This is a genomic window from Kitasatospora cinereorecta, assembly GCF_024172095.1.
Lineage (GTDB): Bacteria > Actinomycetota > Actinomycetes > Streptomycetales > Streptomycetaceae > Kitasatospora > Kitasatospora cinereorecta.
In genome coordinates, this window is sequence record NZ_JAMZDX010000005.1 from 649,943 (window position 1) to 665,201 (window position 15,259).

General features: G+C 72.6%; 16 protein-coding genes. 12 read left to right on the plus strand and 4 right to left on the minus strand.

The annotated features are described in order from the left end of the window. Positions 1-7: 7 nt before the first annotated feature. Both rsgA and FHR36_RS28585 read right to left on the minus strand, forming a co-directional pair. Positions 8-1,087, minus strand: coding sequence for a ribosome small subunit-dependent GTPase A (rsgA, locus tag FHR36_RS28580; RefSeq protein ID WP_253801705.1), 1,080 nt, complete (start codon positions 1,085-1,087; stop codon positions 8-10). A 275-nt stretch (positions 1,088-1,362) separates the two neighbouring features. Further along, positions 1,363-2,604: a YihY/virulence factor BrkB family protein gene (locus FHR36_RS28585; RefSeq protein ID WP_253801706.1), complete on the minus strand. Its 1,242-nt coding sequence runs from the start codon at positions 2,602-2,604 to the stop codon at positions 1,363-1,365. A gap of 162 nt (positions 2,605-2,766) precedes the next feature. On the opposite strand from FHR36_RS28585, the gene FHR36_RS40230 reads away from it, so the two are divergent. The 11 genes from FHR36_RS40230 (at position 2,767) to FHR36_RS28635 (ending at position 12,560) form a co-directional block, all read left to right on the plus strand. Beyond that, positions 2,767-2,850 carry a putative leader peptide gene (locus FHR36_RS40230; RefSeq protein WP_310593185.1) on the plus strand — a complete coding sequence of 28 codons (84 nt, stop codon included), beginning with the start codon at positions 2,767-2,769 and terminating at the stop codon, positions 2,848-2,850. 185 nt (positions 2,851-3,035) lie between these two features. Further along, positions 3,036-4,760 carry a nitrite/sulfite reductase gene (locus FHR36_RS28590; RefSeq protein ID WP_253801707.1) on the plus strand — a complete coding sequence of 575 codons (1,725 nt, stop codon included), beginning with the start codon at positions 3,036-3,038 and terminating at the stop codon, positions 4,758-4,760. Continuing rightward, entirely contained in the window at positions 4,757-4,924 is a 168-nt protein-coding gene (locus FHR36_RS28595) for a hypothetical protein (protein WP_253801708.1), read from the plus strand. Before FHR36_RS28590 ends, FHR36_RS28595 begins: the two co-directional genes overlap by 4 nt. Further along, positions 4,908-5,606, plus strand: a complete 699-nt coding sequence (locus tag FHR36_RS28600; RefSeq protein WP_253801709.1) for a phosphoadenylyl-sulfate reductase — start codon at positions 4,908-4,910, stop codon at positions 5,604-5,606. Before FHR36_RS28595 ends, FHR36_RS28600 begins: the two co-directional genes overlap by 17 nt. Positions 5,607-5,643: 37 nt before the next feature. After that, entirely contained in the window at positions 5,644-6,243 is a 600-nt protein-coding gene (cysC, locus tag FHR36_RS28605) for an adenylyl-sulfate kinase (RefSeq protein ID WP_308199664.1), read from the plus strand. After that, positions 6,240-7,178: a sulfate adenylyltransferase subunit CysD gene (cysD, locus tag FHR36_RS28610; RefSeq protein WP_253801710.1), complete on the plus strand. Its 939-nt coding sequence runs from the start codon at positions 6,240-6,242 to the stop codon at positions 7,176-7,178. The genes cysC and cysD overlap by 4 nt, the downstream gene beginning before the upstream one ends. Before the next feature lie 3 nt (positions 7,179-7,181). Next, positions 7,182-8,498, plus strand: a complete 1,317-nt coding sequence (locus tag FHR36_RS28615; RefSeq protein ID WP_253801712.1) for a sulfate adenylyltransferase subunit 1 — start codon at positions 7,182-7,184, stop codon at positions 8,496-8,498. A gap of 215 nt (positions 8,499-8,713) precedes the next feature. Continuing rightward, entirely contained in the window at positions 8,714-9,865 is a 1,152-nt protein-coding gene (locus FHR36_RS28620) for an aliphatic sulfonate ABC transporter substrate-binding protein (RefSeq protein WP_253801714.1), read from the plus strand. A gap of 157 nt (positions 9,866-10,022) precedes the next feature. Further along, entirely contained in the window at positions 10,023-10,829 is an 807-nt protein-coding gene (locus FHR36_RS28625; RefSeq protein WP_253801716.1) for an ABC transporter ATP-binding protein, read from the plus strand. Next, positions 10,813-11,751, plus strand: a complete 939-nt coding sequence (locus FHR36_RS28630) for an ABC transporter permease (RefSeq protein WP_253801718.1) — start codon at positions 10,813-10,815, stop codon at positions 11,749-11,751. Before FHR36_RS28625 ends, FHR36_RS28630 begins: the two co-directional genes overlap by 17 nt. Beyond that, positions 11,748-12,560: a sirohydrochlorin chelatase gene (locus FHR36_RS28635; protein ID WP_253801720.1), complete on the plus strand. Its 813-nt coding sequence runs from the start codon at positions 11,748-11,750 to the stop codon at positions 12,558-12,560. Before FHR36_RS28630 ends, FHR36_RS28635 begins: the two co-directional genes overlap by 4 nt. Before the next feature lie 14 nt (positions 12,561-12,574). Here the strand turns inward: FHR36_RS28635 and FHR36_RS28640 are convergent, their stop codons facing one another. Next, complete coding sequence (locus FHR36_RS28640; RefSeq protein ID WP_253801722.1) at positions 12,575-13,894, minus strand: DUF4419 domain-containing protein; 1,320 nt, start codon at positions 13,892-13,894, stop codon at positions 12,575-12,577. Between the two features lie 104 nt (positions 13,895-13,998). Between FHR36_RS28640 and FHR36_RS28645 the strand changes: the two genes are divergently transcribed. After that, positions 13,999-14,622: a nucleoside deaminase gene (locus FHR36_RS28645; RefSeq protein ID WP_253801724.1), complete on the plus strand. Its 624-nt coding sequence runs from the start codon at positions 13,999-14,001 to the stop codon at positions 14,620-14,622. A gap of 7 nt (positions 14,623-14,629) precedes the next feature. On the opposite strand, the gene FHR36_RS28650 is transcribed toward FHR36_RS28645, so the two are convergent. Beyond that, positions 14,630-15,211, minus strand: a complete 582-nt coding sequence (locus FHR36_RS28650) for a Uma2 family endonuclease (RefSeq protein ID WP_253802001.1) — start codon at positions 15,209-15,211, stop codon at positions 14,630-14,632. Between the last annotated feature and the right edge of the window lie 48 nt (positions 15,212-15,259).

Genomic DNA, 15,259 nt, shown 5'->3' on the forward strand with positions numbered 1-15,259 from the left:
CCGCGTGCTACGGCCGGGGCGGCTTGGCCGACTTGGTGATCATCTTCCAGTGCCGGGTGCGCTCGGCGCGCAGCCGGGCATCCGTCCGGGAGGCGATCCAGGCGTTCTCCCGCTGGAGCTTGAGGAAGCTCTCCCAGCGGCGCTCGGGCAGGGTGCCCTCCTCCAGTGCGGAGCGCACCGCGCAGCCGGGCTCGGTCCGGTGCGAGCAGTCGTCGAACCGGCACTCGGCGGCCAGTTCCTCGATCTCGGCGAACGCCTGGCCCAGGCCCTCGCCGCCGTACAGGCCGACGCCGCGCAGGCCGGGGGTGTCGATCACCACGCCGCCGTCCGGCAGCGGGATGAGCTCGCGGGCGGTGGTGGTGTGCCGGCCCTTCTCGTCGACCGAGCGGGTCTGCTGGACGACCATCACGTCCGCCCCGGCGAGGGCGTTGGTGAGGGTCGACTTGCCCGCGCCGGACTGGCCGATCAGCGCCGCAGACCCGCCGACGCAGGCGCGCAGCACATCCATCCCGTCGCCGGTCTCGGCGCTGACGGCGAGGACGGTCACCCCGGGGGCGATCGCCTCCACGTCGGCGCGGACGAAGTCGGCGTCGTCCACCAGGTCGGCCTTGGTCAGCACGACCAGCGGGTCGGCGCCGGACTCCCAGGCCAGGGCCAGGAAGCGCTCGATCCGGCCCAGGTCGGGCTCGGCCGCCAGCGAGACGGCGATCATGACGGTGTCGATGTTGGCGGCCAGCACCTGGCCGTCGGACCGCTTGTTGGCGGTCTTGCGGACGACCGCGGTGGTGCGCGACAGCAGCGCCGCGACGGTCGGCAGTGGCGCCGCCGCCAGGTCGACGGCGGCCCAGTCGCCGGTGCACGGGCCGACCAGCGGGTCGGCGTCGCCGACCGGCCGGGTGTCGGCGCGGACGGTCCGCAGTTCACCGCTGTCGGGGTCGGCCAGCAGCACGTCGCAGCGGCCGCGGTCGACGCGGGAGATACGGCCCGGAACGAGCCCCGCCTCGGCGAGGGGGGCGAATTCGGCTTCCCGGTCCGCATCCCAGCCGAAGCCGGAGAGCGGGTGGGCAGCAGGGAAAAGCGAGATCAACGGGGAACCCTTCGAGGGGTGGCCCCGGCCGCGCGCCCGACGGCGCGTCAGTGGATGGTCAGGTCAGCCGGAGACCACGGGAGTGGAGAGGATGGGCTTCTGGGCGCGGACAGCGCTCGTCACAACGACAGCCATCACTGACCTCACCTCCCGTTTCTCGTACGGCCGACAGCGGCAGCCCGCACGGGCCGCCCGACGAACAATCACCCTAGCGACCCCCGCCGCGACCCCGCCACCGATTTGTCGGCGGCCCGGCGGGACCGGCCGAGCAGGCACTACGGCCGGTCGCCGTCCGGGGGCGGGGGCTGGCGGCGCTGCTGGCCGCGGTTGCCGATCCGGCCCCGGACGTCGGTGTGGTTGAGGAAGCCGGCCCAGCGCTCCGGGTACTCGGAGGGCGGCAGCCCGTCGTCCTCGTCCTCGTCGTCGAGGTCCTCCTCGACACCCTCACCGAGGCCGAGCTGGCGGGTGCGCAGCGCCCGCTCCACGGCCCGCCGGGCGGCGGCCTCGCGGACCAGGTAGGCGGCGGCCTCCTCCTCGGCGCGCTCGTTCTCGGCGCGGGCGTCGGCGGTCTCCACGGTGGGCCAGCGGCGGTCTATGGCGGCGTTCATGGCGGCGCCGATCAGGACGGCCAGCGCGACCACGCCGATCCAGAGCAGCACCGCGACGGGTGCGGCCAGCGTGCCGTACACCGAGGGGCCCTCGACCGAGCTGATCAGGTAGACCCGCAGGGCCACGCTGCACACCACCAGGACCACCAGGGCGACCAGTGCGCCGGGGATGTCCTCGCGCCAGGGCGTGGAGACGGGGACGGCGACGTGGTAGAGCGTGGTGAGGGAGACGATCAGCAGCAGGATGGCGGTGGGCCAGTACAGGGCGCTGACCACACCGGCGGAGTCGGGCAGGGCGTGCACCACCAGTCCGGGGCCGGCCAGCAGCAGGGGCAGCACCAGGGAGCCGATCACCAGGGCGCCGAGGTAGAGGCCGAGGGACATCAGCCGGGTCTTGACGATGCCGCGCTTGCCGTCGAGGCCGTACATGACGGTGATGGTGTCGATGAAGATGTAGAGGGCCCGCGATCCGGACCACAGGGAGAGCAGGAAGCCGATCGAGATCAGGTCGGGTCGGCCGCCCCGTTTGAAGACTCCGTCGAGGAGCGGGACGACGACCTGCTGGATCGAGCTGGGTGAGAGGACCGTCCCGGATGCCGAGATGATGTCCTGCTCCAGCTTGTCGATGGTGCCGGCGCCGAGGATGTCGTCGAGGTAGCCGAGGGTGCCGGCGAGGCAGAGCAGCAGCGGCGGGATGGACAGCAGGGTGAAGAACGCGGCCTCGGCCGCGAGCCCGGTGACGCGGTACTCGACGCAGGTGTTGGTGGTGTCCTTGAGCAGCGCCCACAGGGTGCGGTGCCAGGTGTTCTGCTTGACGGCGCGGCGGCGTCCGCCGCGGCGGTGGCCGGGCCGCTCGCCGGGCCGGGCCGGCGGGTCCTGCGGGGGCGGGTTGCTGCCTGCTGCTTGCACGCCCCTACGGTACTGGGCACGGATGCCGCCGCTGTCGCGGATCGGCGAGCGGCACCCCCGCTGTGATGGCGGGTCGCTCAGCGGTCTCACAGTCCGAAACCACAGCGTCCAGAATGCGGACGTTAGTGGACCGCGAGTCGCCCCCCGTGCGAATCTCTTGCCATGCCTAGCGCCGGAACCACCCTAGTAGGTCGACTCCACGTCGATCTCCTTCGCGTGTCCAGCGCCATCTGTCCGGTGACCTGAGCCCCACCCCGCCGCCACCACCGCACCCGGCGCCACCTCTCGCCCATCCCCGCCGAAGCGGATGCGCGGGCGCCCTCCGGCCGAGGTCACTGCCATCCGGATCTGCTGCAAACCCGCAGGTCGGAGCAGTCCATGCCCGGGGATGCCAGCCCCCCGCACCAGCCAGCTGCTCTAAGGACGACACCATGGCCACCACTCCCGAAACGGTCGAGCCCCAGGCCGGCGGCGCCCGCGCGCCCCGCCCCGCCGCCGCCCGCAAGGTGACCCGCCATCGCGGCGAGGGCCAGTGGGGCATGGGCCACTACACCCCGCTGAACGCCAACGAGCAGTTCAAGAAGGACGACGACGGTCTCAATGTGCGGACACGCATTGAGACGATCTACGCGCACCGCGGCTTCGACTCGATCGACCCGGCCGACCTGCGCGGCCGGATGCGCTGGTGGGGCCTGTACACCCAGCGCAAGGAGGGCATCGACGGCGGCAAGACCGCGATCCTGGACCCGCACGAGCTCGACGCCGAGTTCTTCATGCTGCGGGTGCGGATCGACGGCGGCCGGCTGACCGTCGCCCAGCTGAAGGCGATCTCCGAGGTCTCCGAGCAGTACGCGCGCGGCACCGCCGACCTGACCGACCGGCAGAACGTCCAGTACCACTGGATCCGGATCGAGGACGTCCCGGCGATCTGGCAGAAGCTGGAGGCCGTCGGCCTGTCCACCACCGAGGCCTGCGGCGACACCCCGCGTGTCATCCTCGGCTCCCCGGTGGCCGGCATCGCCGAGGACGAGATCATCGACGGCACGCCCGCCATCGAGGAGATCCAGCGCCGCTTCATCGGCAACCAGGAGTTCTCCAACCTGCCGCGCAAGTTCAAGTCGGCGGTCTCCGGTTCGCCGCTGCTGGACGTGGCCCACGAGATCAACGACGTCGCCTTCGTCGGCGTCGAGCACCCCGAGCACGGCCCCGGCTTCGACCTCTGGGTCGGCGGCGGCCTGTCGACCAACCCCAAGCTGGGTGTGCGCCTGGGCGCCTGGGTCCCGCTGGACGAGGTGGCCGACGTCTACGGCGGTGTGATCGGCATCTTCCGCGACTACGGCTACCGCCGGCTGCGCAACCGGGCCCGGTTGAAGTTCCTGGTCGCCGACTGGGGCGTGGAGAAGTTCCGCCAGGTGCTGGAGGACGAGTACCTCAAGTACAAGCTGGTGGACGGCCCCGCGCCGAAGGAGCCGAGCGGCCGCTGGCGCGACCACGTCGGTGTCCACCGGCAGAAGGACGGCAACTTCTACGTCGGCTTCGCCCCGCGGGTCGGCCGGGTCTCCGGCAAGACGCTCGGCCTGATCGCCGACCTGGCCGCCGCCCACGGCTCCGACCGGCTGCGCACCACCGCCGAGCAGAAGATGCTGGTGCTGGACGTCGCCGAGGACCAGGTCGAGTCGCTGGTCGCCGGACTGGAGGCGCTGGACCTGCGGGTCACCCCGTCCCCGTTCCGCCGCGGCACGATGGCCTGCACCGGCATCGAGTACTGCAAGCTCGCCATCGTCGAGACCAAGGAGCGCGGCCGCACCCTGATCGACGAGCTGGAGAGCCGTCTGCCGGCGTTCGACGAGCCGCTGACCATCAACATCAACGGCTGCCCGAACGCCTGCGCCCGGATCCAGGTCGCCGACATCGGCCTCAAGGGCCAGCTGGTCACCGACGAGAACGGCGAGCAGGTCGAGGGCTACCAGGTGCACCTGGGCGGCGCGCTGGGCCTGGAGGCCGGCTTCGGCCGCAAGGTCCGCGGCCTCAAGGTCACCAGCGCCGGCCTGCCCGACTACGTCGAGCGCCTGCTGACCCGCTACCAGGCCGACCGCCGGGACGGCGAGCGGTTCGCCCAGTGGGCGGCCCGGGCCAGTGAGGAGCAGCTCTCATGAGTGAGCGGGCCGCACCTTTCCACTGCCCGTACTGCGGGGACGAGGACCTGCGCCCGTCCGAGGCCGGGCACGGCGCCTGGGAGTGCCACGGCTGCCGCCGGGCCTTCCAGCTGAAGTTCCTCGGCCTGCTGTCACCAGGGGGAGCACATGAGCAGCGTGACTGACTACGAGGAGCTGGCCACCACGGCCGGCCGGGAGCTGGAGGAGGCGACCCCGCAGGAGATCCTGCAGTGGGCCGCCGACCACTTCGGCAAGCGCTTCTGCGTCACCTCCTCGATGGAGGACGCGGTCGTCGCCCACCTGGCCTCCTCGGTCCTCCCCGGCGTGGACGTGGTGTTCCTGGACACCGGCTACCACTTCGCGGAGACCATCGGCACCCGGGACGCGGTGGCGGCGACCATGCCGGTCAACGTCATCACGCTCACCCCGAAGCTGACCGTGGCCGAGCAGGACGCCCAGTACGGGCCGCACCTGCACGACCGCGACCCGGACCTGTGCTGCTCGCTGCGCAAGGTGGAGCCGCTGAACCGCGGCCTCGGCGCGTACGACGCCTGGGCGACCGGGCTGCGCCGCGACGAGTCGCCGTCCCGGGCCAACACCCCGGTGGTGGCCTGGGACCCCAAGCGCCGCAAGGTCAAGCTGGCCCCGATCGCCCGCTGGACCCAGGAGGACGTGGACGCCTACGTCCAGGCCAACGGGGTGCTGCTCAACCCGCTGCTGTGGGAGGGCTACACCTCGGTCGGCTGCTCGCCGCTCTCCTGCACCGCCAAGCCGGGCGAGGGCGAGAGCGGCCGGGCCGGCCGCTGGGCCGGCTCGGGCAAGACCGAGTGCGGCATCCACCTCTGACCTGACGCACCGTCACCTACTTTCAGGAGAAACCACCGTGACCACAGCCACCACCCAGGCGACCGGCGCAGCCGCAGAGGCGGCCCCCGCGGCCGCCGCCTGCGAGCGCGGCGCCACCGTGTGGCTGACCGGGCTGCCCAGCGCGGGCAAGACCACCCTCGCCTTCGCCCTCGCCGAGCGCCTGCGCGCCGAGGGCCACAAGGTGGAGGTGCTCGACGGTGACGAGATCCGCGAGTTCCTCTCCAAGGGGCTCGGCTTCAGCCGCGAGGACCGCCACACCAACGTCACCCGGATCGGCTTCGTGGCCGAGAAGCTGGCGTCCAACGGTGTGAAGGTGCTCGCCCCGGTGATCGCCCCGTTCGCCGACTCCCGCACCGCGGTGCGCGAGCGGCACGGCGCCAACGGCACCGAGTTCCTGGAGATCCACGTGGCCACCCCGGTCGAGCTCTGCTCGGAGCGCGACGTGAAGGGCCTGTACGCCAAGCAGGCCGCCGGCGAGCTCTCGGGCCTGACCGGTGTGGACGACCCGTACGAGGCCCCGGAGGACCCGGAGCTCCGCATCCAGACGCAGGGCCGCACGGTGGCCGAGTCCGCTGCCGAACTGCACGCCTTCCTGACCGAGAGGGGCCTCGCATGACCACCGCCACGCGCACGCTGCCGGACACCCTGGAGAACCCCTACGCGCTGTCGCACCTGGACGCCCTGGAGGCGGAGTCGGTGCACATCTTCCGCGAGGTGGCGGGCGAGTTCGAGCGGCCGGTGATCCTGTTCTCCGGCGGCAAGGACTCCATCGTCATGCTGCACCTGGCGCTGAAGGCCTTCCACCCGGCGCCGGTCCCGTTCGCGCTGCTGCACGTGGACACCGGGCACAACTTCCCCGAGGTCATCGAGTACCGGGACCGTACCGCGGCCCGGCACAACCTGCGCCTGCACGTCGCCTCCGTCCAGGACTTCATCGACGACGGCCGGCTGCGCGAGCGCCCGGACGGCACCCGCAACCCGCTGCAGACCGTGCCGCTGCTGGACGCCATCGAGTCGCACAAGTTCGACGCGGTCTTCGGCGGCGGCCGCCGCGACGAGGAGAAGGCCCGCGCCAAGGAGCGCGTCTTCTCCCTGCGCGACGAGTTCGGCGCCTGGGACCCGCGCCGCCAGCGTCCCGAGCTGTGGTCGCTGTACAACGGCCGGCACGCGCCGGGCGAGCACGTGCGCGTCTTCCCCCTCTCCAACTGGACCGAGCTGGACGTGTGGCAGTACATCGAGCGCGAGGGCATCGAGCTCCCGGAGATCTACTACGCCCACGAGCGCGAGGTGTTCAAGCGCGACGGGATGTGGCTGACCGCCGGCGCGTGGGGCGGCCCCAAGGAGCACGAGACGCCCGAGACGCGGCTGATCCGCTACCGCACCGTCGGCGACATGTCCTGCACCGGTGCGGTCGACTCCGACGCCGCCACCAACGCGGACATCATCGCCGAGATCGCCGCCAGCCGCCTCACCGAGCGCGGTGCCACCCGGGCCGACGACAAGCTCTCCGAGGCCGCCATGGAAGACCGCAAGCGCGAGGGGTACTTCTAAGCAATGAGCACCACCACCGAGACCAGCGCCACCTCGCTGCTGCGCTTCGCCACCGCCGGTTCCGTCGACGACGGCAAGTCCACGCTGGTCGGCCGTCTGCTGCACGACTCCAAGTCGGTGCTGGCCGACCAGCTGGAGGCGGTCGAGCACGCCTCACGCAACCGCGGCCAGGACGCCCCCGACCTGGCGCTGCTCACCGACGGCCTGCGCGCCGAGCGCGAGCAGGGCATCACCATCGACGTGGCGTACCGCTACTTCGCCACCGCCCGGCGGCGGTTCATCCTGGCGGACACCCCCGGGCACGTGCAGTACACCCGGAACATGGTGACCGGCGCGTCCACCGCCGAGCTGGCCGTCGTCCTGGTCGACGCCCGCAACGGCGTGGTCGAGCAGACCCGCCGGCACGCCGCGGTGGCCGCGCTGCTGCGCGTGCCGCACGTGGTGCTGGCGGTCAACAAGATGGACCTGGTCGACTACGCCGAGCCGGTGTTCGCGGCGATCGCCGAGGAGTTCACCACCTACGCCGCCTCGCTCGGGGTCAAGGACGTGGTGGCGGTCCCGATCTCCGCGCTGGCCGGCGACAACGTGGTCGAGCCCTCGGCCCACATGGACTGGTACGGCGGCCCGACCCTGCTGGAGCACCTGGAGACCGTGCCGGTCGGCAGCGACCCGAGCGACGAGCCGGCCCGCTTCCCGGTCCAGTACGTGATCCGGCCGCAGAGCGAGGAGTACCGCGACTACCGCGGCTACGCCGGGCAGTTGGCCTCCGGCGTGCTGCGGGTCGGCGACGCCGTCACGGTGCTGCCCTCGGGCCACACCACCACCGTCGCGGGCATCGACGCACTCGGCACGCCGACGGACATCGCCTGGGCCCCCCAGTCGGTCACCGTCCGGCTCGCGGACGACATCGACATCTCCCGCGGCGACCTGATCGCGGCCGCTCCGGCCCCGGTGCCCACCAAGGACATCGAGGCCACCGTCTGCCACCTGAACGAGCGCGCGCTGCTCCCCGGCGCCAAGGTGCTGCTCAAGCACACCACCCGCACGGTGCGCGCGCTGGTCAAGGAGATCTCCTACCGGATCGACATCGACACCCTGGAACAGCGCTCCGGCGCCCAGGGGTTGGAGGTCAACGACATCGGCCACGTGGTGCTGCGCACCGCCGAGCCGCTGGCGCTCGACACCTACACCGACAACCGCCGGACCGGATCGTTCCTGCTGATCGACCCGGCCGACGGCACCACCCTCACCGCCGGCATGGCGGGCGAGGCCTTCGACACCGTACGCGCCACCGAACCCGACGAGGAGGACTGGGTCTGATGCCCAGCGAGGCGTTCTCGGGCATGGACAAGGAAGGCGGCCGCATCGGCAGCGGCGCCCTCGGCAGCGGCCAGGGCGGCCTGACGCGATGTGCAGGTGGGCAGGGGATCTGATTCCCCTGCCCCGGGCCGGCGCCTTCCCACCGCAGCCGCCGGCCCGTGCGGCACCACCGACAGACCGACCGACTTCCTGATCTCCCGCAGAGGACGACTCCCATGGCACCGAGCACCTCAGTCCGCCATACCCTGCTCCGGCCCAACACCGGCCGGATCAGACGCGCCGCCGCGGCGGCCGTCGCCGCGATCGCCGCCGCCGGCCTGCTCTCCGCCTGCGGCTACGGCTCGAAGAGCACCGACAGCAAGGCCGCCGCCCCGGCAGCGTCCGCCGCCTCCGGCGCCAAGCTCTCCGCCGACACCGTCAAGATCGGCTACTTCGCCAACCTGACCCACGGCACCGCGCTGGTCGGCCTGAAGCAGGGCCTGTTCCAGAAGGAACTGGGCGCGACCCAGATCAAGACCCAGGTGTTCAACGCCGGCCCGGCCGAGATCGAGGCGCTCAACGCCGGTTCGATCGACATCGGCTGGCTCGGCCCCTCCCCGGCGATCAACGGCTACACCAAGTCCGAGGGCAAGTCCCTGCGGATCATCGGCGGTTCGGCCTCCGGCGGCGTCAAGCTGGTGGTCAACCCCGACAAGATCCACAGCCTGGACGAGCTCAGGGGCAAGAAGATCGCCACCCCGCAGCTGGGCAACACCCAGGACGTGGCCCTGCTCAACTACCTGGCGGAGAAGGGCCTCAAGGTCGACCCGCAGTCCGGCGCCGGCGACGTCAGCGTGGTCCGCACCGACAACAAGGTCACCCCGGACGCCTACAAGTCCGGCTCGATCGACGCCGCCTGGGTCCCCGAGCCGACCGCCTCCAAGCTGGTCACCCTCGGCGCCAAGGTGCTGCTCAACGAGAAGCAGCTCTGGCCGGACGGCAAGTTCGTCATCACCAACATCATCGTCTCGCAGAAGTTCCTCACGGAGCACCCCGACGTGGTGGAGGCCGTCCTGCGCGGCTCGGTGAACACCAACGCCTTCATCAAGGCCAACCCCGACCAGGCCAAGGCCGCGGCCAACGAGCAGATCAAGACCGACGCCGGCAGCGCCCTGGAGCCCGCCGTCCTCGACCCCGCGTGGTCGGACATCGACTTCCTGGACGACCCGCTGGCGGGCACCCTGCAGAACGAGGCCGACCACGCGGTCACCGCCGGACTGCTCAAGAAGCCCAACCTGGCCGGGATCTACGACCTGACCCTGCTGAACAAGGTGCTCAAGGAGAAGGGTCGGCCCGCCGTCGCCGACGCCGGCCTCGGCAGCAAGTGACCCCCGCCCCGTAGCTCCGCGGTCCGTGCCCCGCCCCGCCCCCTCGATGCCCACTCATCCGGGCGGGGCGGGGCCGGACCCCGGCTCCCAGCCACCCTCCCTCCCGCGCCGCCGACGAGCGGGAGGACCCCAGACCACTCACGCAGGAGGTGCCCGGATGACCACGGCACTGACCACCTCGCCCGCCGCCCCCGGCGTCGAGACCCCGGACGGGGCGTACGCCGTCCGGCTCGCGCACGTCCACAAGACCTTCGGCCGCCCGGGCACCGCCGCCCCGGTGCTCGACGACATCAGCCTCGACGTCGCCCCGGGCGAGTTCGTCACCCTGCTCGGCGCCTCCGGCTGCGGCAAGTCCACCCTGCTCAACCTGGTCGCCGGCCTGGACCGGCCGACCGCCGGCACCATCGAGGTCCCCGGCGCCCGCCCCGCCCTGATGTTCCAGGACCACGCCCTGTTCCCGTGGCTCACCGCCGGCCGCAACATCGAGCTGGCCCTGCGCCTGGCCGGGGTGCCCAAGGCCGAGCGCCGCGCCGAGGCCGAGCGCCTGCTGGAGCTGGTCCGGCTCGGCGGCGCGTACCGCAAGCGCGTGCACGAGCTGTCCGGCGGCATGCGCCAGCGCGTCGCCCTGGCCCGCTCGCTCGCCCAGGGCTCCAACGTGCTGCTGATGGACGAGCCGTTCGCCGCGCTCGACGCCATCACCCGCGACGTGCTGCACGACGAGATCACCCGGATCTGGTCCGAGCGCAAGCTCACCGTCCTGTTCGTGACCCACAACGTGCGCGAGGCCGTCCGCCTCGCCCAGCGGGTCGTCCTGCTCTCCTCGCGGCCCGGCCGGATCGCCAAGGAGTGGCGCATCGACCTGCCGCAGCCGCGCCGCATCGAGTCCGCCGGGGTCGCGGATCTGTCCATCGAGATCACCGAGCACCTGCGTGGGGAGATCCGCCGCCATGTCCAGCAGTCCTGACACCACCACGCTGGTCGAGGACCAGCCGCAGGCCCCCGCGGACACCGCCGCCGACGGGACGACGACCGACTCCGCGAGCGTCGAGGCCGGCCTGGACGCCCTGGAGACCGTCCACGCCCAGCGCATCCCGGTCGGCCAGGTGCTGCGCCAGAAGGCGCTGCCCCCGCTGCTCGGCGTCCTGCTGGTGCTCGCCCTGTGGCAGACCGCCTACAGCCTCCACCTGACCAGCTCGTACAAGCTCCCCAGCCCCGCCGACGTCTGGAACTCGCTCCAGGACCTCTGGTACCAGGGCACGCTGTTCTCCATCATCTGGACCAGCGTCTGGCGCGGCCTGTCCGGCTTCGCCCTCTCCGTCGTCATCGGCACCCCGATCGGCCTGGTCGTCGCCCAGGTCAAGCCGATCCGCGCCGCCGTCGGCCCGGTCCTTTCCGGCCTGCAGTCGCTGCCCTCGGTCGCCTGGGTGCCCGCCGCCGTCATCTGGCTCGGCATCAACGACCAGGCCATGTACGCCGTCATCCTGCTCGGCGCCGTCCCCTCCATCGCCAACGGCCTGATCTCCGGCGTCGACCAGGTGCCCCCGCTGTACCTGCGGGCCGGCAAGACCCTCGGCGCCACCGGCCTGCGCGGCGCCCGGCACGTCCTGCTCCCCGCCGCCCTCCCCGGCTACCTGGCCGGCCTCAAGCAGGGCTGGGCCTTCTCCTGGCGCTCCCTGATGGCCGCCGAACTCATCGCCTCCTCCCCCGACCTGGGCCTCGGCCTCGGCCGCTACCTGGAGAACCAGCGCGAGTTCTCCGACATGTCCGGCGTGCTGCTCGGCATCCTCCTGATCCTCTTCGTGGGCGTCGCCATCGACCTGCTGTTCTTCTCCCCGCTGGAGCGCCGGGTGCTGCGCAGCCGCGGCCTGCTGGTGACCTCGCGATGACCCCGCCCGTCCACGTCCTGCACCGGGACTCGCGCCCGACGGAGGTCCGCCACCCCTCCGCCGGGCGCGGCCCCGCGCTGCTGTTGATCGCCCACGGCAGCCGGGACGCCCGGCACGCCGCCACGGTCGACGCCCTGGTCGCCGAGGTCGGCGCCCAGCGGCCCGGCCTGGACGTGGCCACCGCCTACCTCGACCACTGCGCCCCGCGCATCCCCCAGGTCGTCGCGCGGATCGGCGGCGCCCCGGCCGTCGCCGTCCCGCTGCTGCTGGGCCGGGCCTTCCACGCCAAGCACGACATCCCGGCCGCCCTGCGCGCCGCCGGGGCCGGCCTGCCGGTCGCCGACGTGCTCGGCCCGGACCCGCTGCTGCTCGACACCCTGGACCGCCGCCTCGCCGAGGCCGGACTCGACGTCCACTCCCCCGCCGTCCGCGCCCGCACCGGCGTCGTCCTCGCCTCCGCCGGCTCCTCCGACCCCGCCGCGAACGCCGCCACCCGCGCCGTCGCCGCCACCTGGCAGCGCACCCGCGGCTGGGCCGCCGTCGAGGTCGCCCACGCCTCGGCCGTCCCGCCGCACGTCCCGGACGCCGTCGCCGCCCTGCGCCGCCGCGGCGCTGCCACCGTCGCCGTCGCCCCCTACCTGCTCGCCCCCGGCCTGCTCCCCGACCGCATCATCGCCGCCGCCCGCGCGGCCGGCGCCGACCTCATCGCCGACGTCCTCGGCCCGGCCCCCGAGATCGCCCGCCTGCTGCTGGCCCGCCACGACGCCGTCCGCACGGCCCGGCCCGCCGCCACCGCGCTCTCCGCCTGACACCCGGCCCTCGGTCAGAGGGCCTTCAGCGCGGCGCCGAGGTCCGGACCGACCCGCTCCTCGCACCGGACGTCCCCCAGCCCCGACTCCTGTTCGCCGATGTACCAGTCGCCGTCGCGGCCCCGCACCAGGCAGGAGCCGTCCACCTCGATCGCGTACTCGGCGTCGATCGGCTTCCCCAGCAGGGTGACCTCGCCGAGCAGCGGCATCAGCTCCACCTCGTCGGCCTCGGCCAGCCGCCGGATCTCCGCCAGCGTCCAGCCCTCGGGCAGCAGGTCCTCGGCCCTCGGGGTGGGCAGCAGTTCCACCACCGCGTTCCCGAGCCGCGGCCTGATCCACTCCCCGTCCCGCTCGATGCCCAGCACGCCGGCGAGGAAGGCCATCTCGAAGGTGCCGAGCAGGGTGTGCCAGAGGAACGGCACCTGCGACACGTGCGACGGGAAGTCACCCGCCTCCTCGCTCCCCCAGCCGTCCTCGTCCGGCCCGAAGTCCTCCTTGGGCACCGGACCGTCCTGGGTGTGGCGGTGCGCGAAGAAGGCGTTGATCCAGCCGGTGACCCACGCCCCGCCGGAGCGGGTCCGGTACTTGTACAGCGAGCGCCAGAACTCCTGGTCGACCGGCTCGCCGGCGGCCGTCCCCGCGATCGTCTCCAGCACCGGGTGCAGTGCGGCGAACCACGGCGCCAGCGCGGTGAACCGCCGCGCCAGCTCCCGGACCCGGTCGGCGAGCAGCCGCCAGTCCTCGGCCGTGCCCTCCAGCCTGATCCGCGGGATGCCGCACAGCGTGATCCAGTGGAACCGGTAGTAGGAGCTGACCACATCCATCAGCGCGACCAGGGCGACCGCGGCCTCGACGGGCGTGGTCGTGGAGAACGCCGGCTCGAAGAGCTCCACCTGCTCGGCCCCGATCCGCTTCCGCAGCGGCTCGCGGACCAACCCGATCGACCGCTGCCAGTCACTCGGGGCCGCGTCGTCGTGGACCACGATGTCCTGCACCCGGCCCGGCGTGTCGGTGAACATCCCCTCGTACCGGGCGGGTTGGAGCTTCACATGGGTGGCCACCTCGTGGACCACGGTGTACCAGAGCAGATCGGGCGAGAGGCTGAGCGGCAGGTGGCCCGCGAAGCACAGGTGGACGGCGCGCAGCAGCAGGCTGTCGGTCGACCCGCCGGCCGGGACACCACCGTCCAGGCGCTCGGTGCTGCGGTGGTGGAAGCTCACCGGACGGCGGAGCACCGCCCGCAGGAAGGCCTCGTTGCCGGTGTCGGCCAGTTCGTCGATGTCGACACCCTTGCCGGCGTCCGGGGCGAGCGGGAGGTCGATCTCGATGGCCATGCTGCTCCTCGGGTCGGTGTTCGGAGCATTGTCCCGGACTCCGCGAGGATCCTGGAGCTTCGCCCAACTCCCCTGCCCCGCAACGGTCCGTACGATCGGTCACCGTGAGCAGCTTTCAGCAGGCGTGGCGGGAGCTCGACCCGGCGCCGCGTCGGTGCCTGGAGTTGGCGTACGACGCCCTGCGGTGCGGTGGCCTCGCGGTCGGGGCGGTGGTCACGGACCCGGCGGGGCGGATCGTGGCGGAGGGCCGCAACCGCGCGTACGACCCGCCGGGCGGCTCCGACGTGCTGCAGGGGACGCCGCTCGCGCATGCCGAGCTGAACGCCCTGGCCGCCGTCCGGACCGGCTGGGACCTCGCCGAGCACACCGTGTGGAGCACCCAGGAGCCGTGCCCGATGTGCGCGGCCGCCCTCGCCTTCACCGGAGTCGGCACCGTCCGCTTCCTGGCCCGCGACCCGTGGGCGCTGGCCACCGGTGCGACCGGCTCCGCCCCGGCCGCCGCTCTCGGCCCGGTCGGCGGCGTCTGGGACACCCTCGCGTCCGTACTGTTCCTGCACAGCGTCGCCCTCGCCGGCGGGCCGGACCACCCGACCGTCCGCCGCAACCTGGAACTCGCGCCGGCACCGGCCCGGATCGCCGTCGGTCTCCTGACCGCCGCCGGACCGCGGCCCCCGAGCCTGCCGGACTACGCCGGGCCGCTCTGGGACCGCCTGCTCGGCGCGGGCTGAGCGGCTGTCACAGCCAGCGCTGCGGGTCCGTCAGGTCGATCTCGATCGGGAACGGCAGGTCGAGGGCGAGCTGCTTGCGGTGGATGCCCATCGGTACGTACGTGCCCGTGGTGTCCTCGCGTTCGAAGACGTGGACGGCCAGTTCGCCCTGCTCGTTCTCGACCCGCCAGTAGTGCGGGAAGCCGGCCCCGGCGTACTTGCGCGGCTTGACCTCGCGGTCGCGCTGCTCGGAGTCGGGCGAGACCACCTCGACGGCGAGGACGACGTCCTCGGGCCGGAAGGTGGTCTGCCTGGCTCCACCGACCGAGTCGCGGCGGACCACGGCGAGGTCCGGTTCGGGTCGGTCCCGTCGCCCGATGGTGACCGTCATCTCGCGTACGACGGCCATGTCCGACGGCACCACCCCGAACAGGGCGTACTCGAGCAGGCGGATGGCGTAGAGGTGGAAGAGGGACTGCGGACTCACGAAGACGAGGCTCCCGTCGATCAGCTCCGTGTGCGGAGGCAGATTCGGAAGCCGGTCGAGGTCGTCTGCAGTCCATCCGCCCTCCGGCGGGATGGGCCACGTGGGCTCAGGCGCGACGGTCATCAGTGCTCCCATGGGCCGGATTCTCGTCAGTGGCTCCAGCCTACCCAC